Here is a 22,893-nt window from a genome sequence, read left to right as displayed (position 1 = left end):
GTACCTGACGCGGCACCGCTATATATAGTGGCAATACAATGAGGTCAAGCGCGAGGCGTTAGCCGCCCTCGGCATCGGGCCGGGAAAACAGCTCGGGTTCGGCCTTGACCAAAGCAAAGCGCGGCAGTTGCTCGCCGTCAACCTCGACTGACTCCAGAAACATCGAAAGTGGCCGTACCCAGAGGCCGAATTCGCCGTACAGGGCTTGATAGAACACCACCCACTCCTCGGTTTCAGAATGTTGCGCAGTGCCGAACACACGATACTCAGGCCCCTTGTAATGCCGGTATACGCCTGGTTGTATCTGCATGTTGCTCACCCTCTTGAAAAAAATCCCGCAAAAACAAAAACCGGGGCACCAGGCCCCGGTTTCCAACCGCCGAATGCTTAGACGCGTTCGAAGACGGTGGTGATGCCTTGACCCAGGCCGACACACATGGTCGAGACGCCGAAGGTCCCGCCATTCTGCTTCATGACGTTGAGCAGAGTGCCGGAAATCCGCGCACCAGAGCAACCGAAAGGATGACCCAGAGCGATAGCGCCGCCGTGCAGGTTAACCTTCTCATCCATCTTGTCGAGTACTTTCAGATCTTTGAGCACTGGCAAGGCCTGTGCAGCGAAGGCTTCGTTAAGCTCGAAGAAGTCGATATCAGCGATGCTCAGACCTGCGCGCTTGAGCGCTTTCTGGGTCGCTGGCACTGGGCCGTAGCCCATGATCGCCGGATCGACACCGGCCACAGCCATCGAACGAATCACAGCCAGTGGCTGGATCCCCAGGTCCTGGGCACGCTGGGCCGACATGACGATCATGCACGACGCACCGTCAGTGATCTGCGACGATGTGCCCGCGGTGACGGTACCACCTTTAGGATTGAACGCAGGCTTGAGGGCCGCGAGGCTTTCCAGAGTGGTGTCCGGGCGAATGGTTTCATCGTAGTCGAAGACTTTGAGGAAGCCGTTCTCGTCGTAGCCCTGCATCGGGATGATTTCATCCTTGAACTTGCCTTCGACCGTCGCCTTGTGGGCGAGCTGGTGCGAACGCAGGCCGAACAGGTCCTGCTGCTCACGGCTGATGCCGTGCATCTTGCCGAGCATTTCGGCGGTCAGGCCCATCATGCCCGAGGCCTTGGCAGCGTACAGCGACATGTGCGGGTTCGGATCGACGCCGTGCATCATGCTGACGTGGCCCATGTGCTCAACGCCACCGACGACGAAGACGTCGCCGTTGCCGGTCATGATCGCCTGGGCTGCGGTGTGCAGGGCGCTCATCGACGAGCCACACAGACGGCTGACGGTCTGGCCGGCCGCAGTGTGCGGGATCTGGGTCATCAGCGAGGCCATGCGGGCAATGTTCCAGCCCTGCTCCAGGGTCTGGTTAACGCAGCCCCAGATCACGTCTTCGACTTCGTTAGGGTCTACCTTGGTGTTGCGCTCCAGCACCTTGCTGATCAGGTGCGCGGACATGTCTTCGGCGCGGGTATTGCGGTGCATGCCACCCTTGGAGCGGCCCATCGGCGTGCGACCGAAGTCGACAATCACCACGTCTCTTGGATTCAGGCTCATATATTCTCTCGCTCTCTATCGTTGGGCGCTTAACCGAAGAAGCTCTGGCCGTTTTTGGCCATTTCACGCAGCTTCGCGGTGGGGTGATACAGCGGACCCAGATCGGCGTACTTGTCTGCCAGGGCAACGAATTCTGCTACGCCGATCGAATCGATGTAGCGCAGTGCACCGCCACGGAACGGAGGGAAACCGATGCCGTAGACCAGACCCATGTCGGCTTCGGCGGCGGTTTCGACGATACCGTCTTCCAGGCAACGAACGGTTTCCAGGCACAGCGGGATCATCATCCAGTTGATGATGTCTTCGTCAGTGACATCGCGCTGCTCGTAAACGATCGGTTTGAGGACTTCAAGAACGGCCGCGTCGGCGACTTTCTTCGGTTTGCCGCGCTTGTCGGTCTCGTAGGCGTAGAAGCCCTTGCCGTTCTTCTGGCCCAGGCGATTGGCTTCGTAGAGCGCATCGACGGCCGAGCGACGGTCGTCCTTCATGCGGTCAGGGAAACCTTCAGCCATGACGTCACGGCCGTGATGGCCGGTGTCGATGCCGACCACGTCCATCAGGTAAGCCGGGCCCATCGGCCAGCCGAACTTTTCCATGATCTTGTCGATACGCACGAAGTCGACACCGGCGCTGACCAGTTTGGCAAAACCGCCAAAGTACGGGAACAGCACGCGGTTGACCAAAAAGCCCGGGCAGTCGTTGACCACGATTGGGTTCTTGCCCATTTTCTTGGCGTAGGCAACGGTGGTGGCAACTGCCACTTCGCTGGACTTCTCGCCGCGGATGACTTCTACCAGCGGCATCATATGCACTGGGTTGAAGAAGTGCATGCCGACGAAGTTTTCCGGGCGCTTGAGGGCCTTGGCCAGCAAGTTGATGGAGATGGTCGAGGTGTTGGAAGCGAGGATCGCGTCTTCCTTCACCTGGCCTTCCACTTCAGCCAGTACCGCTTGCTTGACCTTTGGATTCTCGACCACCGCTTCAACGACGATGTCGACGTTGGCGAAGTCGCCATAGGACAGGGTCGGGCGAATCGCATTCAGCGCTTCAGCCATTTTCGCCGGCGTCAGGCGGCCTTTTTCAACGCGCTTGCCGAGCAGCTTGGAGGCTTCGTTCAGGCCCAGCTGGATGGCGGCTTCGTTGATGTCTTTCATCAGGATCGGCGTGCCTTTGACTGCCGACTGATAGGCGATACCGCCACCCATGATGCCAGCGCCGAGTACGGCGGCCTGCTTCACGTCACGGGCGATTTCGTCATGGGCCTTGGCTTTGCGCTTGAGTTCCTGGTCGTTGAGGAACAGGCCAATCAGGCTTTCGGCAACCGAGGTCTTGGCCAGCTTGACGAAGCCTGCGGCTTCGACTTCCAGGGCCTTGTCGCGACCGAAGTTCGCCGCTTTCTGAATGCTCTTGATCGCTTCAACTGGCGCCGGGTAGTTCGGGCCCGCTTGACCGGCGACGAAGCCTTTGGCGGTTTCGAACGACATCATCTGCTCGATGGCGTTGAGCTTGAGCTTCTCCAGCTTTGGCTGGCGCTTGGCCTTGTAATCGAACTCGCCACTGATGGCGCGCTTGATCAGGTCCAGAGCGGCATCTTGCAGCAGCTGAGGGGCAACCACTGCATCGACGGCGCCGACTTTCAGGGCGTCTTCAGCACGGTTTTCCTTGCCGGCGGCAATCCACTCGATGGCGTTGTCGGCACCGATGATGCGCGGCAGGCGCACGGTACCGCCGAAGCCTGGGTAGATACCCAGTTTGACTTCCGGCAGGCCGATCTTGGCGCTGCTGGACATCACGCGGTAGTCGGCAGCCAGGCACATTTCCAGACCACCGCCCAGGGCGATGCCGTTGATGGCGGCAACCGTCGGTACGGCCAAGTCTTCGAAGTCGCTGAAAATCCGGTTGGCTTCGAGGTTGCCGGCGACCAGTTCGGCCTCGGGCAGCTTGAAGTTATCGACAAACTCGGTGATATCCGCGCCGACGATGAACACGTCCTTGCCACTGCTGACAATCACGCCTTTGATCGATGCGTCGGCCTTGATGGTGTCTACGGCCTGACGCAATTCGTTCAGGGTAAGACGGTTGAACTTGTTGACGGACTCACCCTTGAGGTCGAACTTCAGTTCGACGATGCCGCTTTCAAGAGCCTTAACCGTGATGGCTTTACCTTCGTAAATCATCAACTGATCTCCACGATATGGAAGCTGAACTGTACACGCCGATCGCTGGTGAAAGACCCGGCCGGCCATTGGCCGTGAGTTGCCGAATCCTTGCGCCAGGCACACCCGTCAGCGCGATAGTCGGGATTCTGTAAGAGCTTTCTGACAATACAAACGCTCAATTCATACGCCCGTTTGATTTGGGTATGCACACATTCAACGAAAAGATCGCCGTTGTCAAATACCCAAAAGCGGCGTGAAAACGCGACTTTGCAGTCATTTTCCGCCGACCACGAGCAAACACTGCCCTCGGTGATCGAGGCGTATTCATGTCAGCGATAGTGGTTAAAGGCTTACACAGGCAAACGCGAGCAGGAGTAAAGAAAGGTAAGGAAAACTCAGCAGCGTGCAGCATGGCCGCTACACTGGATGGCAATCAAGACTTCAACCGGCCTGCCTGGCCCGCCCGCCCGATGCGTTTATCGGGCTTTTTATTGGTACTTCACGGATGGTCGGGGGGAATCTGCTGGGGCTGGCGTATAAAGATCAAGAGCAGTGCAGAGCGAGGCGCAGCACTGGCTTTGTGGGAGCTGGTCTTGCCAGCGATGCAGACACCGCGCAGCACCTTACACCGCGTCGATCCCATCGCCGGCAAGACCGGCTCCCACAAATCGTCAGCCGGCGCGGCGGCGATGGCGGCCGACTGTCCACTGCAAAAGGCCGAGTGGCGGTGTCTGGAGGAGCCAGCAACATCACCACATCGACTGGATAAGCTCACACTCCACACACCCGACAACCCGCAAACACCCTTTTTATTGAGCGTGATCAGGCCAAGGCTTTGAGCACTGCAGCAATATCCTGCAATACAGACGCTTCGCCGCGCTCCCCCCAGTAGAGGGCAATCATTTGCGGGCCAGCTTCGACCTTGTAGACGTTGTCAGGCAAGCGGGAAAAATGCTCCGCCAGCACAGGATCAGCACACGGCTCACGCCACTGGTTCAGCCAGGTACCCGGGGTGGTCTGCCAGTAGCTCCAGCTGTCTACCCTGCCCTGGCGCCGCGGTCGCACGAACTGCGCACAGGGGCTTGGCGGCTCTTTGGGCAGCCAGTGTGGCCACTGCTGGGGCGTCAGTTGCATGTTCAACCCCATGCGCCGGGCTTCCATGCGCAGGGCCATCCGCCCGCTCTGATTGCGCGAAGGACGCAGCCAGGCCAAAGGGCTGAGAATCAGCGCAAGGATTGACACCACTACCCAGACCGTCATATCTGTTGTTCCTATAAAGCTTTGCAATTGAGCTGGTTAGCCGGGGTTCGAAGCGATCAGCCTGAAACCGACCATACTTGAACTATCGCGACTGTCAGGAGAGCTTCTCATGCCCTACGAACACATACTGGTTGCCGTCGACCTGACCGAAGAATGCGACCCGGTCATCAAGCGCGCCATGACACTAGCCGCGCCGACACAGGCCAAAGTCTCTCTGGTACATATTGTCGAGCCCATGGCCATGGCGTTTGGCGGTGATGTGCCAATGGATCTGTCACAGCTGCAGCAGCAACAATTCGACCAGGCAAAAGAGCGCATGGACCGCCTGTTCGTCAAATATCCCGACATCAAACGCGGAGATTCACACCTGACTTACGGCCAGCCACGCCAAGAGATCCACCAACTGGCCAAGGAGAATGCGTGTGACCTGATCGTGGTCGGTAGCCACGGTCGTCACGGCCTGGCGCTGCTACTCGGCTCTACCGCCAACGACGTACTGCACGGCGCACCGTGCGATGTGCTTGCCGTTCGCCTGATGAAAAAACCCGAGTAATCGACAAGGCCCGGCGCACTTGCATGCACCGGGCCCCACCCCTCAGCTGTCGAGCTCAGCCCAACGCTCGACCAGCACATCCAGCTCACCTTGCATCTGCTCCAGACGCGCCAACACGGCAGTGGTCTGATCGATCGGACGCTGGTAGAAGGCCGGATCAGAAATTTCTTCTTGTACCGCCGCCATCTTCTGCTCCAACGCGTCGATCTGGCCCGGCAAGGCCTCCAGTTCACGCTGCAGCTTGTAGCTGAGTTTTTTCTTCGGCGCTTCGGCGGCCGGAGCAGCTACCGGCGCCGGTTCAGCGGCTTCGACCACCGCCGTGTTCAACTCAGACTTGCCCGACTTGCTCTCACTGACACCGAGCAACTTCGGCGAACCGCCCTGACGAATCCAGTCCTGGTAACCACCGACGTACTCGCGCACCTTGCCCTCACCTTCAAAGACCAGGGTGCTGGTGACCACGTTATCGAGGAAGGCCCGGTCGTGGCTGACCATCAGCACGGTACCCTTGAACGCCGACAGCACTTCTTCGAGCAGTTCGAGGGTTTCCACGTCCAGATCGTTGGTCGGCTCGTCGAGCACCAGCAAGTTGGCCGGCTTGCTGAACAACTTGGCCAACAACAGGCGTGCACGCTCACCGCCGGACAGCGCCTTGACCGGCGTGCGGGCACGCTGCGGGCTGAACAGGAAGTCGCCCAGGTAGCTCAGCACGTGACGGTTCTGGCCGTCGATCTCGATGAAGTCACGACCTTCGGAAAGGTTGTCGATCACGGTCTTTTCCAGGTCCAGCTGATGGCGCAGCTGGTCGAAATAGGCGACTTCCAGGCGCGTGCCGGACTCGATCTTGCCGCTGGTAGGCTCAAGGCCGCCGAGCATCAGCTTGAGCAAGGTGGTCTTGCCGGTACCGTTGGCACCGAGCAAACCGATACGATCCTCGCGCTGCAGGACCATGGAGAAGTCCTTGACCAGTTGCGGACCGCCAGGGTGATTGAAGCTGACATTCTCCAGCACCATCACCTGCTTGCCGGATTTTTCTGCGACGTCGAGCTGGATATTGGCCTTGCCGGTACGTTCACGACGTTCGCTGCGCTCAACACGCAGGGCCTTGAGGGCGCGCACGCGGCCTTCGTTACGGGTGCGTCGGGCCTTGATGCCCTGGCGGATCCACACTTCTTCCTGGGCGAGCTTCTTGTCAAACAGGGCGTTGGCGGTTTCTTCGGCGGCCAGCGCGGCTTCCTTGTGCACCAGGAAACTGGCGTAGTCGCCGTTCCAGTCGATCAGGCCGCCACGGTCCAATTCAAGGATGCGCGTGGCCAGATTTTGCAGGAATGAACGGTCGTGGGTGATGAACAGCACGGCGCCGCCAAAACCACTGAGGGCTTCTTCGAGCCAGGCAATGGCACCGATGTCCAAGTGGTTGGTAGGCTCGTCAAGCAGCAGCAGATCAGGCTCGGACACCAACGCCTGAGCGAGCAACACACGTCGGCGCCAGCCACCGGAGAGCTCGGCCAGGGTCTTGTCGGCCGGCAGTTGCAGGCGGCTCAGGGTGCTGTCGACCAGTTGCTGCAAGCGCCAGCCGTCACGCGCTTCCAGGTCGTGCTGGACGTGCATGAGTTTTTCCAGGTCAGCATCACTGTGGATGTTCTGACTCAGGTGATGATACTCAGCAAGCAAGGCGCCGACGCCATCAAGGCCTTCTGCGACCACGTCGAATACGGTACGGCCGTCGGCAACCGGCAGTTCCTGCGGCAGTTCGCCGATCTTCAGCCCTGGCGCGCGCCAGACATCGCCGTCGTCAGGCTTTTGATCGCCTTTGACCAAGCGCAGCATGCTCGACTTGCCCGTACCGTTACGGCCAATAATGCACACCCGCTCACCACGGGCGATCTGCCACGACACCTTGTCCAACAACGGCATGGCGCCGAACGCAAGGGACACATCGCTTAATTTGAGCAGGGTCATGATCTTCTCCAAAAACAGGGCGCGTATTCTACCCGACTTGGCCCCGCTTCACATTAAGCAGGCGCGCCTGCAGCGAGATCCGACGACGGACCGCTTGATTACAACTCGATACAAGCACAATGCTTTCATCCGCCCACGGCAAACGGCTAAGCTTAAGCAACGTCACCTCACAGTGCTGGCTTCGCCGTCACTTTTTATGGTCAAACTGCCCGGAAGTCTCATGCGCAGCCGCCTGTTCAATCTAGTTTCCTGCCTGCTTCTCTCGGCCTCTGCGGCCAGCGTCGCCCAGGCCACCGACATCACCGTGCAGCGCCAGTATTACGACGAGGCCAAGCGCGCCTTGGCCAAAGGCGACAAGGGCCCGTACCTGCGCTACGCCCAGGCACTGAGCGATTACCCGCTGACCCCCTACCTGGCCTACGACGAGCTGACAGCGCGCCTGAAAACCGCGAGCAATGCCGAGATCGAGAAATTCCTCGCCGCTCATGGCGACCTGCCCCAGGCCAACTGGATGAAGTTGCGTTGGTTGCGCTGGCTGGCCGAGCGTGGCGATTGGGCCACCTTCACCCGCTACTACGATCCCAAGCTCAACTTCACTGAACTGGACTGCCTCAATGGCCAGTACCAACTGAGCCACGGCCAGCGTGCTGAAGGCTTTGCCTCGGCTAAAAAGCTCTGGCTGGTGGGTAAGTCCCAGCCGGCCGCCTGTGATGCCTTGTTTGATCGCTGGGCAGCTGAAGGCCAGCTGACTGAACAAATGCGCTGGGAGCGCACCAAGCTGGCAGCCCAGGCTCGCAACTATGCGCTGGCCAACAGCCTGACCAAAAACCTCACCACGCTGGCGCCCCAAGGCCGCTTGCTGGTCGATGTGGCGCAGAAGCCGCAGCTTTTGAATCAACCCGGACGCTTCGTACCCGTCAACGAGGCCATGTCCGACGTCGTCAGCCTGGGCCTGCGCCGACTGGCGCGCCAAGACCCGGAGCGAGCCATGAGCTTGCTGGATGACTATGCCAACCGCATGCATTTCTCCCGCGACGAAAAAGTCGCCATCGCCCGGGAAATCGGCCTGACCCTGGCGCGTCGTTACGACCCGCGGGCGCTTGATCTGATGACTCGCTACGACCCGGAGCTGCGCGACAATACCGTCACCGAATGGCGCCTGCGCTTGTTGCTGCGCCTGGGCCGCTGGGAAGATGCCTACGACCTGACCAAACGCTTGCCCCAGGACCTGGCCACCAGCAGCCGTTGGCGCTACTGGCAAGCCCGCAGCCTGGAGCTGGCGCAGCCGAAGAACCCGCAGATCCCGTCGCTGTACCAGACCGTCGCTCGCGAGCGTGATTTCTATGGCTTCCTCGCCGCCGACCGGGCCAAAACGCCTTATCAGTTGAACAACAAGCCGCTGGTGCTGAGCCAGGCGCTGATGAACAAAGTGCGCAATACCCCCGGTATTCGCCGCGCCCTGGAGTTCCATGCCCGCGGCCAGATTGTCGACGGCCGCCGCGAGTGGTACCACGTCAGCCGCCACTTCAACCGCGACGAAATGGTTGCCCAGGCGCGCCTGGCCTATGACATGCGCTGGTACTTCCCGGCAATCCGCACGATCAGCCAGGCAAAGTACTGGGATGACTTGGACATCCGCTTCCCGATGGCCCACCGCGACACCCTGGTGCGTGAAGCCAAAGTACGCGGCTTGCACTCAAGCTGGGTGTTCGCGATCACTCGTCAGGAAAGCGCCTTCATGGAAGACGCCCGCTCCAGCGTCGGTGCCAGCGGCCTGATGCAATTAATGCCGGCTACCGCCAAGGAAACTGCACGCAAGTTCAGCATTCCTTTGGCCTCTCCCTCGCAAGTGTTCAATCCGGACAAGAATATCCAGCTGGGGGCGGCTTACCTGAGCCAGGTGCACAGTCAGTTCAATGGCAACCGGGTGCTCGCCTCGGCCGCCTACAACGCAGGCCCCGGCCGCGTGCGGCAATGGTTGCGTGGCGCTGACCACCTGAGCTTCGATGTCTGGGTGGAGTCGATTCCGTTTGATGAGACCCGTCAGTACGTGCAGAACGTGCTGTCCTACTCGGTGATCTACGGGCAGAAACTCAACTCGCCGCAGCCGTTGGTGGACTGGCATGAGCGTTATTTTGACGATCAGTAAAAGACAAGGCTGTTAACAACTGTGGGCGCTGGCCTTGCCAGCGATGCAGACACCGCGCAACAGCTGATCCTGTGCGGGTCTCATCGCCAGCAAGGCTGGCTTTCACCATGAACTCAACAAGTTGATCCGCTATTCCAGCACTGTCACCGGCATTCCCACCTCCAGCACGCCACTGCCGTCAGCCACCAGGTTCTGCCCAAACAGCACATCACCCTCTTTCTGCCGATAGGTTTTAAGTGTCGCCAGTGGCTCGCGATCAGCACTGCGCTCACCGGTCTGCGGGTCGATGGTGGTCATGATGCAGCGCTCGCAAGGTTTGAGCACGCGAAACTCCATCTCGCCGATACGGATTCGCTTCCAGCCATCTTCAGCATAGGGTTGCGCGCCCTCCACCACCAGGTTGGGACGAAAACGCAACATTTCCAACGGGCGACCGACACGTCGCACCAGATCGTCGAGCGACGCCTGGCCAATCAGCAAGAGAGGGAAGCCGTCAGCAAAAGCCACCCGGTCACTGTTCAGGCCGTAGCCGCCAGGCAAGAAGCGTGTACGCTGCTCGGGCACATGGACCAAGCGTACGTCCTTGCCGATAAATTCGCTGAGCCATTGCGCAGCGACATCCCCAGCATCCGGAACACGAAAGGTGTCGCGCCAGATCGTCACACCGCGCAGATCGCTGTCCGCTTGCGGCACGGCAACCGTCAGCGCAGCCCGCCCGGGGGCTTCGAGGGTCAGTTCGCCAGTAACGCTGTGCAACGCACTCAACTGACCCATCTGCGGATAGGCACGCTGGGTCAGGAAGCGGCCATTGTCGCGCTCCACCAGCATCCAGCGACGATCACCACTTAATCCCAGCGCGTCTAACGAAGACGACTGCAACGCTTGGCTGCGCGCGGACTTGAGCGGATATCGGTACAACGCACTCAATTGCATCGGTGACCTGCCTTCTGCCGGTTCAAAGCGCTTAGCTTATACCGACTCAGGCCGTCGCTTCATCCAGCATCAGACGCTGACGTACGACATCAACCAATTTATCGGGCTGGAACTTAGAGAGGAAGTTGTCACAGCCGACCTTCTTTACCATCGACTCGTTGAAGCTTCCCGACAACGAGGTGTGCAACACCACGTGTAACGGACGCAGGCGCGGGTCATTGCGAATTTCAGTGGTCAGGCGATAGCCGTCCATCTCCGGCATTTCGGCATCGGTGAAGATCATCAAGAGTTTTTCACACATGTCTTCACCAGCATCAGCCCAGCCCTTGAGCATACGCAAGGCCTTCAGACCATCGCTGGCAACATGCATTTTCACCCCCAACTGGGACAGGGTTTCGCGCAGTTGAGCCAAGGCTACGGTGGAGTCGTCCACCAGCAGCACCTCACGGCCACGGGCACGTGCGAGCACCGGATCGTCGAGCTTTTCGCGCGAGACCTTGGCACTGTACGGGACGATTTCGGCGAGGACTTTTTCCACGTCGATGATTTCCACCAACTGCTCATCGACCTTGCTGATTGCTGTCAGGTAATGCTGGCGCCCGGCACTGCTGGGCGGTGGCATGATGGCCTCCCAGTTCATGTTGACGATGCGATCCACCCCACCGACCAGGAACGCCTGCACCGAACGGTTGTACTCGGTGACGATAATCGTGCTTCCCGGCCCTGGCTCAAGCGGACGCATGCCAATGGCCTGGGACAGGTCAATCACCGGGAGCGTCTGCCCACGCAGGTTGACCACACCACACACGAAAGGATGGCGCTGCGGCATCAAGGTCAACTTGGGCATCTGCAGCACTTCCTGCACCTTGAACACATTAATTGCGAACAATTGCCGACCGGCCAGGCGAAACATCAAGATTTCCAGGCGGTTCTCACCTACCAACTGTGTTCTTTGGTCTACTGTGTCGAGAATGCCGGCCATTAAAGAACCCTCAGGCTTGTTCGAAAAATGAATTCATCGACCCTGTATCGGCCGGATCAGGCTCAGCTTGACCCCCGAAGGAAATGCGCAGGCGAGCATTGATGTCATTTTAACATCATGCTTTACTGCGCTCAGCGCACCTCTGTCGCGAATACCCGCAAAAAGGTCGCAAACGAATCACCTATCAGGGAAACCCCTAGTAGCAATCGGGCGGGACCTGATGTTCGCGATATCCATTAGCCATTAATGTGACGCCATTCTCATTGCATGAACGGAGTCAGGCTTTTGTCAGCGATCGCCTCGTTGTGGCCAACCCCTGCTCCAGCCCTTTGCGCTGGAGCTAAATGATGGCTAACGAATCACTCACCAGCAGCGTCCTGCAGGACTTTCTGGTGGACGCCCAAGTCTTGCTGACCCAGGCTGAAGAGTGCTTGCAGCACCTGCAACTGATCGACAATGATCCAGATGCCTGCCACTGTCTCACCGACACCCTGGCCACTCTGGTCGCTCGCGCCCAGTCTCTGGGTCTGGTGGAAGTGGCCAGCTACGCCAAGCAGCTGCAAAACCTTCTCGACACGGCCCACACCCCCTCACACCTGCCAGGCGAAGCCTTGCCGGCCTTGGACGAGTGCCTGACCTTGCTGGCCTGGCAACTGGAGCTGGTTGACCCGCGCACCGGCCACCTGGGGTTGGATACCGATGAGCAAGTGGTGCTTTTGGATAACCTTGCAGCAGCCTTGAATCCCTCATTGGCCTGCGCGTCCTGCACCTCGAACATGACCCCTTGCGACCATTCACCGCACACCCCAAGCGCGGCAGTTAGTCGACCAACTCTGGGCAACTAACGGGTAATAGACAAGATCGCCTTTTCCCGGTACTCAATAGTGCGCTGTGCGACGCACTAATGTAGAACTTCCCATGTTTGCCAAGCATTTCTGCAGCCCTTTGAACAACTGCAGATTTAATTCATTTTGTGAAAGATTGACACCCCTAAAATGGTGGCAAAGTGCTAGGGTCGGCGACATATCGGAACCCCCGTACCAGCCCATAAAATCTAATGATTCAAGCAGTTATCAGAGTTCGCCACCCTTTCCACTTGAAGTGATACCATGCGTGCTGATGAAGGCTGGTCAGACCTTGGCCGAATATGTCCTCGACGATTCATTCTCTTGGCACAGGGCAATCATCAGACTGCCCGGCGCCGATATTTAAATGATGTTTGAAGACAATACGACAACGCGTCTAGTTTGACCTTTTCAGGCTTTCTACAGCGATATTTCAGTGGCTTCATTTTCTATGCTCTTAAGCCTCAATAGATTCAAGCTCCGGCGGCCCGGGGCCGCTCTACTGCGCGGGTTTACCGCACTGCTGTGCCTGGCTTCGATCAGCGCCAGCCTGGTGCTGTACCTGTACGCACTACCGATGCCGGTCGGCGTACTGATCCTGCAGCTAGTGGCGATGCTGAGCATTGGCTGGCACCTGCGCCACTGGGCACGCTCGATTGCCATGCGCCCGGCTGAACTTGCCGACCGCCTGCTCAAGGTTCAGGAAAGCGAGCGCCAACGCCTGAGCAGGGAGCTACACGACGATATCGGCCAACTGCTGACGGCTGCCAAACTTCAGGCTGACTGGCTGCAACGCCGCGTGCCGGATGAATTGCAAGAGCACTGCAGAACCCTGCGCCGCACCCTGGACGACACCCTGGCCAATGTTCGCGACGTCTCGGCCATTCTCAACCCACGCCAGCTGGCGAGCCTGGGACTGGAAGCCAGTTTGCGCGCACACCTGCTGCGTACTCTGGAAAACACCAGCGTGCACTGGAGTCTTGAATGCCGCCAGCGCCTGGGCGGGATCCCCGAAGACATGGCCATCGCTGCCTTTCGCATCACCCAGGAGGCGGTCACCAACATGCTCCGCCATGCCAGCGCACACAATCTGGTGGTCTCCATCGCGCGGCGATCCGAAGGGCTGGCCTTGTCCATCAGTGACGACGGCCAGGGTTTCATGCCTGCCAGCAACCCCGCAGACGAAGGACAGCGTGGCATGGCCGGGATGCTGGAACGCACCGCCCTGCTCAACGGCACCCTATCGATCAGCAGTCAGCCGGGCCATGGCACCCGCATTGACGCCCTGTTCCCCTGGCCTGCGCGCACCCTTGAACGCGCCAAGACAAGTAACGCCCATGACCTGTAAATTGCTCCTGGTAGACGACCACTCACTGATTCGCGCCGGGGTCCGTGCGCTGGTCTCGGACATTCCTGGTTACACAGTGGTGGGCGAAGGCAATGATGGCAGCCAGGTGGCCGAACTGGTGCTGCAACTGGACCCGGACATCGTCCTGCTGGACATATCCATGCGCTCAACCAACGGCCTCGACGCCCTGACCCAACTACGTGCCAGGGGCTGCCGCAGCAAAGTGCTGATCCTGTCAATGCACACCGACCCTGAGCTGATCATGCAAGCGCTGGAAAGCGGTGCCCATGGCTACTTGCTCAAGGACACCACCGCCACCGAACTGGAACAGGCGCTAGCAGCCTTGCGCAGCGATGAACGCTACCTCAGCCCGGCCATTGCCCATACGGTGATCAATCAGGCGTTGTTGCGCGCCCAGACAACCAAACCGCAAGCGGTGGAAAACCACAACCTGACCGCCCGTCAGCTGGAAATCCTGCGCCTGATCGTGCGCGGCAAATCCACCCGTGAAATTGCCCACGGGCTGGGATTGAGCATCAAAACCGTCGAAACTCACCGCTCGCAGATCATGAAGCGCCTGCAGATCTATGACGTCGCCGGACTGGTGCTGTTTGCGGTGCGCGAGCAGATCATCAGCCTTGATGACTGAGCAACGGCGAATAGGGAGGCAGATGCACCCGCAAGGCCGCAGGCAGCACCTCGAAGCGCAAGCTGTCACCCTGTAGCGGCTCACCGTCGAGATTGATATCCAGGCCTTGTGAGCTCTTGATCTGCACCCAGGGCAAACGTGCCCGCACAAACAAATTGTCCAGGCCCAGACCATCGCTGAGCAGACTGCGCAAGGTGCCCACCACCTCCTGCGGAGCCGGCAAAATACTGATATCCAGCAAGCCGTCATCGACCTGCGCCTGCGGACACAGCACATGCCCACCTCCGGCCTGTCGCCCGTTGCCAATCCCCAGCGCCAGTAAGTCTCCCTGCCAGTGGAAATCCGGCCCATGCAAGGCTACCGAAGCAGCGCTGAGCTCACTGAAGCGCGACAAACCGGTGAACAAGTATGCCGCCGCCCCCAGCACCTTCTTCAGGTCTTCGGAGGTGTTGGCGGTGACTTGGCTGCCAAAGCCGCCCGTGGCCATGTTGAGAAACACCTGTTCACCCACCTGCCCCAGATCGATGGCATGGGCTGGCGCTTCCAACAACCCAAGGGCCAGTTCAGGCTCCAGCGGCACACCCGCCGCCCGAGCGAAATCATTGGCCGTGCCCAGCGGCAGAAGCACCAGGCTTGCCTGGCTCGAAGTGCGGGTCATGGCTTCGGCAACATCGCGCAAGGTGCCGTCACCACCGCCAGCGACGATGTGCTCATAGCCGCCGACTGCAGCCTCGTCGACCAGACGCGCAGCATCACCGGCTTCCCAGGTCAGGCGAACATCCAGTACCCAGCCACGCTCACGCATGGCACCTACGGCGGCCCGCACCTGCTCGTTGGTGGCCTGCTTGCCATGCAGGATCACGAGTGTCTTGTGCTGCGTCATGCTGCCTCCCCCATTAAAGAAAACTCGAGCATCTCGACCGCGTAAACGGGCCTTTTGCTGCACCCCCGATGACTGCCCCGATGGAAAAATTGCCGGACATTCACACAAATAGCATTGAAAGCGCGAACGCCTGGGTGCATCATTCGACAAATATTTGGCCTTCATGGAAGATGCCGACAGTAAAAGTCATTTTATTGACTTTTTACCCGAGCGCCTGCCAGGTCCCTGTTTCCCCTTACTGCACTGTAGCTTCAGTGCCCTGACTCAAGGCTGTGAAATGAGCGTTCTGATCCCCTGCATCATCGCCGGCGGCGCCGGCACTCGCCTTTGGCCTGTTTCGCGTGAAACGATGCCTAAACCGTTCATGCGCCTGCCAGACGGCCAGAGCTTGCTGCAGAAAACTTTTTCGCGCGCCAGCGCGCTGCCAGACGTCGAGCGCGTGCTGACGGTAACTAATCGTGAAGTGTATTTCCGCACCCAAGATGAATACCGCCAGCTGAATCAGGCCGGCATGGCATTGGACTTCATCCTCGAACCGTTCGGGCGCAACACCGCGCCGGCCATTGCCGCCGCCGCCCTGCACTGTGCGCGCCTGTATGGTGAAAACGCGCTGTTGCTGGTACTGCCTGCCGATCACCTGATCAGCGACCTGGATGCGTTCGAGCGCGCCGTGGCGCAGGCGCGCAGCCTGGCAGAACAAGGCTGGCTGACCACCTTTGGCCTGCTGCCCAGCCATGCCGAGACCGGTTTTGGCTACATCGAGAAAGGCCAGCCGCTGAACGACCACGGTTACAAAGTCGAATGCTTTGTTGAAAAACCTGATGCCCTCACTGCCCAGCGCTACCTCGACGGCGGCCAGCACTTGTGGAATGCCGGCATGTTCTGCATGCGCGTTGACGCCATCCTCGCGGAACTGGACCGACATGTACCGGACCTGCTGGCCAGTGTTCATCACTGCCTACAGCAAAGCCCGTGCAAACACGGCGAGGGTGAGTTGCAGTTGGAGCTCGATCCGCAGAGCTTCGAAAAAGTACCGGACATTTCCATCGATTACGCTGTCATGGAAAGCTCCAGCCAAGTCGCCGTGTTGCCCGCCGACCTGGGCTGGAGCGACATCGGCTGCTGGCAGGCGGTCCGCGGGCTCAAAGAGGCCGATGACAATGGTAACCAGTGCAATGGCGAGACCGTCCTGCATGACGTCACCAATTGCTACATCGACTCGCCACGCCGACTGGTCGGTGCCGTGGGCCTGGACAACCTGATCATCATCGATACCCCTGATGCCCTGCTGATCGCCGATGCGTCGCGCAGCCAGGAGGTCAAAGTCATCGCCCAGCAGCTCAAGCACCAGGGCCATGACGCCTATCGCCTGCACCGCACGGTGAATCGCCCGTGGGGCATGTACACGGTGCTTGAGGAAGGCCCGCGCTTTAAGATCAAGCGCATCATGGTTCGCCCGCAAGCCTCGCTGTCGCTGCAAATGCACCATCACCGCAGCGAACACTGGATCGTGGTCAGCGGCATGGCCTGCGTGACCAATGGCGAAGACGAGTTTTTGCTCGACACCAACGAATCGACCTTTATCAAACCGGGGCGAGTACATCGCCTGACCAACCCCGGGGTGATCGACCTGGTCATGATCGAAGTACAAAGTGGCGAATATATGGGCGAGGACGACATCGTGCGCTTTACTGATATCTATGGACGCGCCCCGGAATCAGCCAGCAGCTGACCCCCAAGGCGCGTCCATTCCTATCTGCATGCCGTTACCCGTCTGATATAGAGGAAAGGGGTCATGCGCGTACTCTGGACACTGCCTTACCTGCCCTGGCCGACCACCAGTGGCGGCAAAACCCGGCAATACCACCTGCTGCGCAATCTGGCGCAGCGTGGTCACCAGATCACCTTGCTGGTGCAATCGAAAATCCCGCCCAGCGAGGCGGCACGCCAGGCGCTCGAACCCTTGCTCGAGCGCCTGATCGTGCTACCCAGACGCCCCTTGCACAGCCCATTGAACCTGCTGGCAGCGGTGTATGTCGGTTATCCCATGCGCGCCAGCGTCAATGGCCTGGCACCGCGCTTGCGCCATTGTTTCGAACAACTGCTGGAAGAACACTGGGATGTGATCCAGATCGAACACAGCTACAGCTTCCAGCCGTTCGAAAAGGCCCTGCAGGCCCACGGCCTGCCCTTCTTGCTCAGCGAACACACCATCGAGTCAGTCTCTGGCGCCGCCTGCCATGACCGTCTGCCCCTGTGGCTGCGACCGTTCAACGCCTTCGACCGCTGGCGTTACCGGCGCTGGGAAAATCGCGTATTGAGTCAGGCCCAGGAAGTGGTAGCGGTCAGCCCCAAAGATGCCGAACACATCAGCAGCCTGACCGGCCACCCCGCGTCCCTGGTTATCAACGGCGTTGATTGCGCGCATTACCAGGATATTCAGCCGGCACCGCATAGCCAGCGACTGTTGTTTGTGGGCAATTTCGAATACAGCGCCAGCCTCGAAGCCATTGAGTGGGCACTCGAAGACATCCTTCCCCAAGTCTGGCAAAGCAATCCGGCCGTGCGCCTGGCCGTGGTAGGCCACGCTTTGCCCGACAGCTGGAAATCGCGCTGGAGCGACCCGCGCATCGAATGGGTGGGCTATTTACCAGACCTACGCGAGCTGCAACGCCACTCAGCGATTTTCTTCGCCCCGCTACGCTACAGCGGAGGTTCGAAAATCAAGGTACTGGAGGCCATGGCCGCCGGTTTGCCGGTCGTCACCACCACCATGGGTGTATGCGGCCTGCAGGTGACCCAAGGCGAGCACTACCTGGGCAGTGATGACGGTGATCAGCTGGCATTGCTTATCACTCAGTTACTCAATCAGCCCTGGCGTATGCGCCAACTGTCGGAGGCCGCGCGCCAGTTCGTCACCGACCGGCACGACTGGAGCATTGCCGCCGCCCAACTGGAAAACGTGCATGCGCGCCTGAGCCAGCACGCGCCGACACTCAACGTCTTGGACAGTGGCTTGCTCAGTCGCTCAGCCGAGTAACTCGCTCAAGGGAATGAACTGCACGGTATCGCCTCTGGTGGGGGTGGTACCTTCGCGGACCTCCACCAGGCCCTCGGCCCAGGCAGCGCTGCGTAGCACACCGGAACTCTGATTTTTGTAGATCAGTGCATGACCCTGGTCGAGGCGTGCGCGCAAATACTCCCGACGACGGCCTGCCGCTGGCCAATCGAAGCCGGCGGGCACGGGAAATTGCAGCGGTGTTACATCCCTTACACCCTGGCGGCGCAGCAGGTAGGGACGCGTCAGCAACCCGAAGGTCACCAGCGTAGATGCCGGATTGCCAGGCAGGCCGATCACCGGCACGCCTTTAAAGTGACCGAAGGTCAATGGCTTGCCCGGCTTGATCGCCAGTTTCCACAGCGCCAGCTCACCGGCTTCACGCAGCGCCAGCCCCAGGTAATCGGCCTCCCCCACGGACACCCCACCGGTTGAAAGAATCAGGTCGACCTGACTCAAACCGGCGAGACAATCGCGGGTTTTTTGCAGGTCATCGGCCAGAATCCCGGCATCCAGGACGTCACAGCCAAGACGCTGCAACCAGCTGACCAGCAGGCGGCGGTTACTGTTGTAGATCTGCCCAGGTCCCAATGGCAAGCCGGGCTCCACAAGCTCGTCACCCGTGGAGAGCACGGCGACCTTGACCCTGCGTACGACCTTGAGCGTGGCGCACCCCAGAGTCGCCGCAAGCCCCAACTCAATCGGCCCCAGACGCGTCCCCGCGGCCAGTACCGACTCGCCGGCACGGGTTTCCTGGCCTTGCGGGCGAATATTCTGGCCAACACGCAGCGGTTCGTTGAAGCGCACCCGCTGGTCATCCTGGACGTCGGCATTTTCCTGCATCTCGACACAATCAGCACCCGCCGGTAGCGGAGCGCCGGTGAATATCCGCGCACAGGTACCTGGTAACAGTGGCTCAGGGGCATGGCCGGCAAATATCCGCTGACTGACCGGCAACGCCTCGCCCTGCCAATCAGCCAGACGCAAGGCATAGCCGTCCATGGCGCTGTTTGGCCAAGGCGGCAAGTCCAGGCTGGCGACCAGTTCTTCAGCCAACACCCGCCCTTCTGCCTGCGCCAGGGCGACCTGCTCGGTCTCGATAATCGGTGCCGCCTCGGCCAGCGCCAGCAGGCGGGCCAATGCGTCTTCGACGGGCATCAATGACGTGCTCACAGGCACCTCAACCACGGCTGGCGCAGGGCTCGGCCTGCTTGAGGTGGGTGACGAAGTTGCAAGGACGATGACGGGCATCAAGCTGCTCGGCAAGGATGCCATCCCAACCGGTACGCACCGCGTTGGTCGAACCTGGCAAACAGCAGACCAGGGTGCCGTTAGCCAACCCGGCCAGGGCGCGTGACTGCACAGTGGAGGTTCCGATATCAGCCACAGAGATCTGCCGGAACAGTTCACCAAAGCCATCAACCTGCTTGTCCAGCAGGCAGGCGACGGCTTCAGGCGTGCTGTCGCGTCCGGTAAAGCCGGTGCCGCCCGTGATCAGCACCACTTGCACCTGCTCATCAGCAATCCAGGCAGCGACCTGGGCGCGGATTTTGTACAAATCGTCCTTGAGCAACACCCGCGCAGCAAGAGCGTGGCCGGCCTCGGTCAGGCGATCGACATACATCTGCCCAGAGGTATCGGTTTCCTGGGTACGGGTATCGCTGACCGTCAACACCGCGATATTCAGCGGCACGAAAGGTACATCTGCCTTGGCTTTCATGGGGCCTTGTTCCATTGATGAAGAGTATGCGCGGTGTTATATCACAGCCCTGCCTGGCTCGGGCCCGCAGCACAGCAGAGGATTGTCCCCAGTCAAAAGTGCGGTGCAGCCGCTATGCTGCAATGTGTAAGGAACTTGCGCCGTCGCCATGCGTCTCAACAACATTCCGCACCATCCTTAACTGGAGAAACATAATGATTCAACGGACCCTTCCCGCTTTCCTGCTCGCTTTGGGCCTGGGCACTCTGGCAGGTTGCGCTTCGCCAACCGTCATTACCCTGAACGACGGCCGTGAAATCCAGGCGGTCGACACCCCGCAGTATGACGAGGAGTCAGGCTTCTACGAGTTCGAACAGCTCGATGGCAAACAAACCCGCATCAACAAGGATCAGGTTCGTACCGTCAAGGATCTCTGACGCCTGCGACAGGCCCCGCGAGGGACTTGTCGAGGAGAAAAATTTGAGTAATATTTTCTCCATCGGAGTGTAGCGCAGCCAGGTAGCGCGTCTCGTTCGGGACGAGAAGGCCGCAGGTTCGAATCCTGTCTCTCCGACCAGATCACTCAGCAAAAGCCCGCCCTCGTGCGGGCTTTTTGCTGCCCGCAAGTCGACAACCGCACTGGCCAGCATTGCGCCGGGCCGCTGCGACCAGCAGAATGCGCGCCTTTCGAACTTAGAGGTTGAAACAAAATGCGTAAGACTCTTGCCGCCCTGACCCTGGGCCTGCTGTGCGCACAAGGTGCCATGGCCGGTGATGGCCAGACTGCTGTAGGCGGTGGCCTGGGCGGTGTCCTGGGTAACGTAGTCGGCCAGCAACTCGGTGGCAGCACCGGCGCTGCCATTGGTGCTGGCGTCGGCGGTGCCGCAGGCAGCGCCATGGGCGCGAAGCAAGGCAACAAGACCAAGGCAGCGATTGGCGGCGGCCTGGGTTCGGCCGGCGGCTCGTTGGTGGGCAACAAGCTCGGTGGCAAAACCGGCGCCGCCATCGGCGCCGGCCTTGGTGGTGCTGCTGGCGGCGCGCTGGGTAACAACCTGGCCAATGATCATCGCAAGAAGCATCATTGATCTGCTGATCTGCCAACCCCAAAAACAAATAACCCCCTGAACAGGGGGTTATTTGTTTCTAGCGAAGCAAATGCTTACAGCGCAGGCTCAGCCTGTACTGCAGCAGCCTCTTCCGGCAGCACCGGGGTATTCAACAGGCCCAGACGCGAGCTGCTCCATTCACGGGTGGCGTTGGTCAGCTCAAGGTTGTTGTTGAGCTTCTGGCCATAGGTCGGAATGATCTGCTTGAGCTTGGCCTGCCACTCAGGGCTCTTGATGCGATCCTTGTAGGTCTTTTCCAGCACGCTGAGCATGATCGGCGCAGCAGTCGAGGCACCTGGCGAGGCACCCAGCAAGGCGGCAATGCTGCCGTCCTGGGCGGCAACCACTTCAGTACCGAACTGCAGCACGCCACCGTGCACCGGATCCTTCTTGATCACCTGTACACGTTGACCCGCTTGCAGCAGCTTCCAGTCATCGTTCTTGGCGTTCGGGAAGTATTCGCGCAGGGCTTCCATGCGGTCATCGAAGCTGAGCATCAACTGACCCATCAGGTAGGTGCTCAGGTCAATGTTGTCGATACCGGCATGGGTCATCGGCATGATGTTGTGGGTGGTCAGGGCAGCGAACATGTCCAGCAGCGAACCGTTCTTGAGGAACTTGGTCGAGAAGGTCGCGAACGGGCCAAACAGCAGCACTTCCTTGCCGTCAATGACGCGGGTATCCAGGTGCGGAACCGACATCGGCGGTGCACCTACCGAAGCCTTGCCGTACAGCTTGGCCTTGTGACGGGCAACGATGTCCTGGTTGTCGGTCATCAGGAACTGGCCGCCAACCGGGAAGCCTGCGTAGCCATCGGCTTCAGGAATGCCGGACTTCTGCAGCAGCTTCAGCGCGCCACCACCGGCACCGATGAAGACGAACTTGGCCTTGACGCTGCGCTCGACACCTTTGTTGGCCAGGTCAGCGACGACCACGGTCCAGGTGTTGTCGGCATTACGCACGATGTCGCGCACTTCATGCTGAACGTGCAGCTTGACGTTGTCGTGCTTGGTCAGCGAAGCGATCAGCTGACGAGTGATCTCACCGAAGTTGACATCGGTACCGATCGGCATGCGGGTCGCAGCGATCTTCTGGTCGGCAGCGCGGCCTTCCATGACCAGTGGCACCCACTTCTGGATCTGGGCATGGTCTTCGGAGTATTCCATACCGCGGAACAGCGAGCTGTGCTGCAGGGCCTCATGACGCTTCTTGAGGAACTCGACGTTCTTGTCGCCCCAGACGAAGCTCATGTGCGGTACGTTGTTGATGAACGAGCGCGGATTGTTCAGCACCTTCTGCTCGACCTGGTAGGCCCAGAACTGCTTGGAGATCTCGAACTGCTCGTTGACGCCGACCGCCTTGCTGATGTCGATCTTACCGTCGGCGCCTTCGCTGGTGTAGTTCAGCTCGCAGAACGCGGAGTGACCGGTACCGGCGTTGTTCCAGGCGTTGGAGCTTTCTTCGGCGACCTTGTCCAGGCGCTCATAGATGTCGATCGACCAGGTCGACTCCAGCTCATTGAGGTAGGTGCCGAGGCTTGCACTCATGATGCCGCCACCGATCAGCAGCACATCGACGGTTTTCTCGGGCTCGCTGGGCTTGGAGCAACCAATGACACTCAGGCATAGAAGCGTCAGGAGGATTTTTTTCATAGTTCAATCCAATTGAGGTGAAGTAATTGGCAATGACCGCTCATCCCGTTGTGCACGCCCGAATTCTTGTTGTTGCTCGCGCAGACCAAAGC

The 22,893-nt window shown here is 59.8% G+C and carries 21 protein-coding genes and 1 tRNA gene; 11 read left to right on the top strand and 11 right to left on the bottom strand.

What is annotated here, in order from left to right:
- Positions 1-58: 58 nt before the first annotated feature.
- The 3 genes from CX511_RS08900 to fadB all read right to left on the bottom strand — a co-directional run bounded on the left by CX511_RS08900 (position 59) and on the right by fadB (position 3,740).
- On the bottom strand, positions 59-310 hold the full coding sequence (locus CX511_RS08900) for a DUF1653 domain-containing protein (protein ID WP_045186736.1): 252 nt from the start codon (positions 308-310) through the stop codon (positions 59-61).
- Between the two features lie 77 nt (positions 311-387).
- Positions 388-1,563, bottom strand: a complete 1,176-nt coding sequence (gene fadA, locus CX511_RS08895) for an acetyl-CoA C-acyltransferase FadA (RefSeq protein WP_038608883.1) — start codon at positions 1,561-1,563, stop codon at positions 388-390.
- 29 nt (positions 1,564-1,592) lie between these two features.
- Positions 1,593-3,740 carry a fatty acid oxidation complex subunit alpha FadB gene (gene fadB / locus CX511_RS08890; RefSeq protein ID WP_045186742.1) on the bottom strand — a complete coding sequence of 716 codons (2,148 nt, stop codon included), beginning with the start codon at positions 3,738-3,740 and terminating at the stop codon, positions 1,593-1,595.
- 392 nt (positions 3,741-4,132) lie between these two features.
- Here fadB and CX511_RS08885 point away from each other — a divergent pair, with 392 nt between their 5' ends.
- Positions 4,133-4,561: a hypothetical protein gene (locus CX511_RS08885; RefSeq protein ID WP_143527773.1), complete on the top strand. Its 429-nt coding sequence runs from the start codon at positions 4,133-4,135 to the stop codon at positions 4,559-4,561.
- On the opposite strand, the gene CX511_RS08880 is transcribed toward CX511_RS08885, so the two are convergent.
- On the bottom strand, positions 4,545-4,982 hold the full coding sequence (locus CX511_RS08880; protein WP_045186745.1) for a hypothetical protein: 438 nt from the start codon (positions 4,980-4,982) through the stop codon (positions 4,545-4,547). The two genes, CX511_RS08885 and CX511_RS08880, sit on opposite strands and share 17 nt — an antisense overlap.
- A gap of 109 nt (positions 4,983-5,091) precedes the next feature.
- Here CX511_RS08880 and CX511_RS08875 point away from each other — a divergent pair, with 109 nt between their 5' ends.
- Positions 5,092-5,535: a universal stress protein gene (locus CX511_RS08875; protein ID WP_045186748.1), complete on the top strand. Its 444-nt coding sequence runs from the start codon at positions 5,092-5,094 to the stop codon at positions 5,533-5,535.
- A gap of 42 nt (positions 5,536-5,577) precedes the next feature.
- Here the strand turns inward: CX511_RS08875 and CX511_RS08870 are convergent, their stop codons facing one another.
- The gene (locus tag CX511_RS08870; RefSeq protein WP_045186750.1) at positions 5,578-7,497 is read right to left on the bottom strand and encodes an ATP-binding cassette domain-containing protein; all 1,920 of its coding nucleotides are present in this window, start codon (positions 7,495-7,497) and stop codon (positions 5,578-5,580) included.
- A 220-nt stretch (positions 7,498-7,717) separates the two neighbouring features.
- Here CX511_RS08870 and CX511_RS08865 point away from each other — a divergent pair, with 220 nt between their 5' ends.
- Positions 7,718-9,646, top strand: a complete 1,929-nt coding sequence (locus tag CX511_RS08865) for a transglycosylase SLT domain-containing protein (protein ID WP_045186753.1) — start codon at positions 7,718-7,720, stop codon at positions 9,644-9,646.
- Positions 9,647-9,775: 129 nt separating this feature from the next.
- Here the strand turns inward: CX511_RS08865 and CX511_RS08860 are convergent, their stop codons facing one another.
- Both CX511_RS08860 and CX511_RS08855 read right to left on the bottom strand, forming a co-directional pair.
- Positions 9,776-10,579, bottom strand: coding sequence for an MOSC domain-containing protein (locus tag CX511_RS08860; protein ID WP_045186758.1), 804 nt, complete (start codon positions 10,577-10,579; stop codon positions 9,776-9,778).
- Between the two features lie 46 nt (positions 10,580-10,625).
- Positions 10,626-11,561, bottom strand: coding sequence for a chemotaxis protein CheV (locus tag CX511_RS08855; RefSeq protein WP_045186761.1), 936 nt, complete (start codon positions 11,559-11,561; stop codon positions 10,626-10,628).
- Positions 11,562-11,905: 344 nt separating this feature from the next.
- Here CX511_RS08855 and CX511_RS08850 point away from each other — a divergent pair, with 344 nt between their 5' ends.
- The 3 genes from CX511_RS08850 to CX511_RS08840 all read left to right on the top strand — a co-directional run bounded on the left by CX511_RS08850 (position 11,906) and on the right by CX511_RS08840 (position 14,403).
- Positions 11,906-12,406 carry a histidine kinase gene (locus tag CX511_RS08850; RefSeq protein ID WP_409077859.1) on the top strand — a complete coding sequence of 167 codons (501 nt, stop codon included), beginning with the start codon at positions 11,906-11,908 and terminating at the stop codon, positions 12,404-12,406.
- Between the two features lie 451 nt (positions 12,407-12,857).
- The gene (locus CX511_RS08845; protein WP_045186766.1) at positions 12,858-13,754 is read left to right on the top strand and encodes a sensor histidine kinase; all 897 of its coding nucleotides are present in this window, start codon (positions 12,858-12,860) and stop codon (positions 13,752-13,754) included.
- Positions 13,744-14,403, top strand: coding sequence for a response regulator (locus CX511_RS08840; protein WP_045186768.1), 660 nt, complete (start codon positions 13,744-13,746; stop codon positions 14,401-14,403). Before CX511_RS08845 ends, CX511_RS08840 begins: the two co-directional genes overlap by 11 nt.
- Here the strand turns inward: CX511_RS08840 and yegS are convergent.
- Positions 14,387-15,286, bottom strand: a complete 900-nt coding sequence (gene yegS, locus CX511_RS08835; RefSeq protein WP_101293274.1) for a lipid kinase YegS — start codon at positions 15,284-15,286, stop codon at positions 14,387-14,389. The genes CX511_RS08840 and yegS overlap by 17 nt on opposite strands.
- Positions 15,287-15,563: 277 nt before the next feature.
- Between yegS and CX511_RS08830 the strand changes: the two genes are divergently transcribed.
- Both CX511_RS08830 and CX511_RS08825 read left to right on the top strand, forming a co-directional pair.
- Positions 15,564-17,018 carry a mannose-1-phosphate guanylyltransferase/mannose-6-phosphate isomerase gene (locus tag CX511_RS08830; protein ID WP_045186773.1) on the top strand — a complete coding sequence of 485 codons (1,455 nt, stop codon included), beginning with the start codon at positions 15,564-15,566 and terminating at the stop codon, positions 17,016-17,018.
- 63 nt (positions 17,019-17,081) lie between these two features.
- On the top strand, positions 17,082-18,326 hold the full coding sequence (locus tag CX511_RS08825) for a glycosyltransferase family 4 protein (RefSeq protein WP_045186775.1): 1,245 nt from the start codon (positions 17,082-17,084) through the stop codon (positions 18,324-18,326).
- Here CX511_RS08825 and CX511_RS08820 read toward each other — a convergent pair.
- On the bottom strand, positions 18,315-19,502 hold the full coding sequence (locus CX511_RS08820; protein ID WP_177409699.1) for a molybdopterin molybdotransferase MoeA: 1,188 nt from the start codon (positions 19,500-19,502) through the stop codon (positions 18,315-18,317). The genes CX511_RS08825 and CX511_RS08820 overlap by 12 nt on opposite strands.
- Positions 19,503-19,524: 22 nt before the next feature.
- Complete coding sequence (moaB, locus tag CX511_RS08815) at positions 19,525-20,064, bottom strand: molybdenum cofactor biosynthesis protein B (protein ID WP_101293276.1); 540 nt, start codon at positions 20,062-20,064, stop codon at positions 19,525-19,527.
- Positions 20,065-20,258: 194 nt separating this feature from the next.
- Here moaB and CX511_RS08810 point away from each other — a divergent pair, with 194 nt between their 5' ends.
- From CX511_RS08810 to CX511_RS08800, 3 genes are all read left to right on the top strand, one after another.
- A complete protein-coding gene (locus CX511_RS08810; RefSeq protein WP_045186783.1) occupies positions 20,259-20,480 on the top strand; it encodes a YgdI/YgdR family lipoprotein in 222 nt (73 codons plus the stop codon).
- Between the two features lie 63 nt (positions 20,481-20,543).
- Positions 20,544-20,620: transfer RNA gene (locus tag CX511_RS08805), tRNA-Pro, on the top strand.
- A gap of 133 nt (positions 20,621-20,753) precedes the next feature.
- Complete coding sequence (locus CX511_RS08800; protein WP_045186787.1) at positions 20,754-21,128, top strand: glycine zipper domain-containing protein; 375 nt, start codon at positions 20,754-20,756, stop codon at positions 21,126-21,128.
- A 74-nt stretch (positions 21,129-21,202) separates the two neighbouring features.
- Here the strand turns inward: CX511_RS08800 and mqo are convergent, their stop codons facing one another.
- Positions 21,203-22,801, bottom strand: coding sequence for a malate dehydrogenase (quinone) (mqo, locus tag CX511_RS08795; protein WP_101293277.1), 1,599 nt, complete (start codon positions 22,799-22,801; stop codon positions 21,203-21,205).
- Between the last annotated feature and the right edge of the window lie 92 nt (positions 22,802-22,893).

This window comes from Pseudomonas sp. S06B 330, assembly GCF_002845275.2.
Taxonomy (GTDB): Bacteria; Pseudomonadota; Gammaproteobacteria; order Pseudomonadales; family Pseudomonadaceae; genus Aquipseudomonas.
Note: the sequence above shows the minus strand (reverse complement) of the source record. Positions and strands in the feature narration are given on the sequence as shown.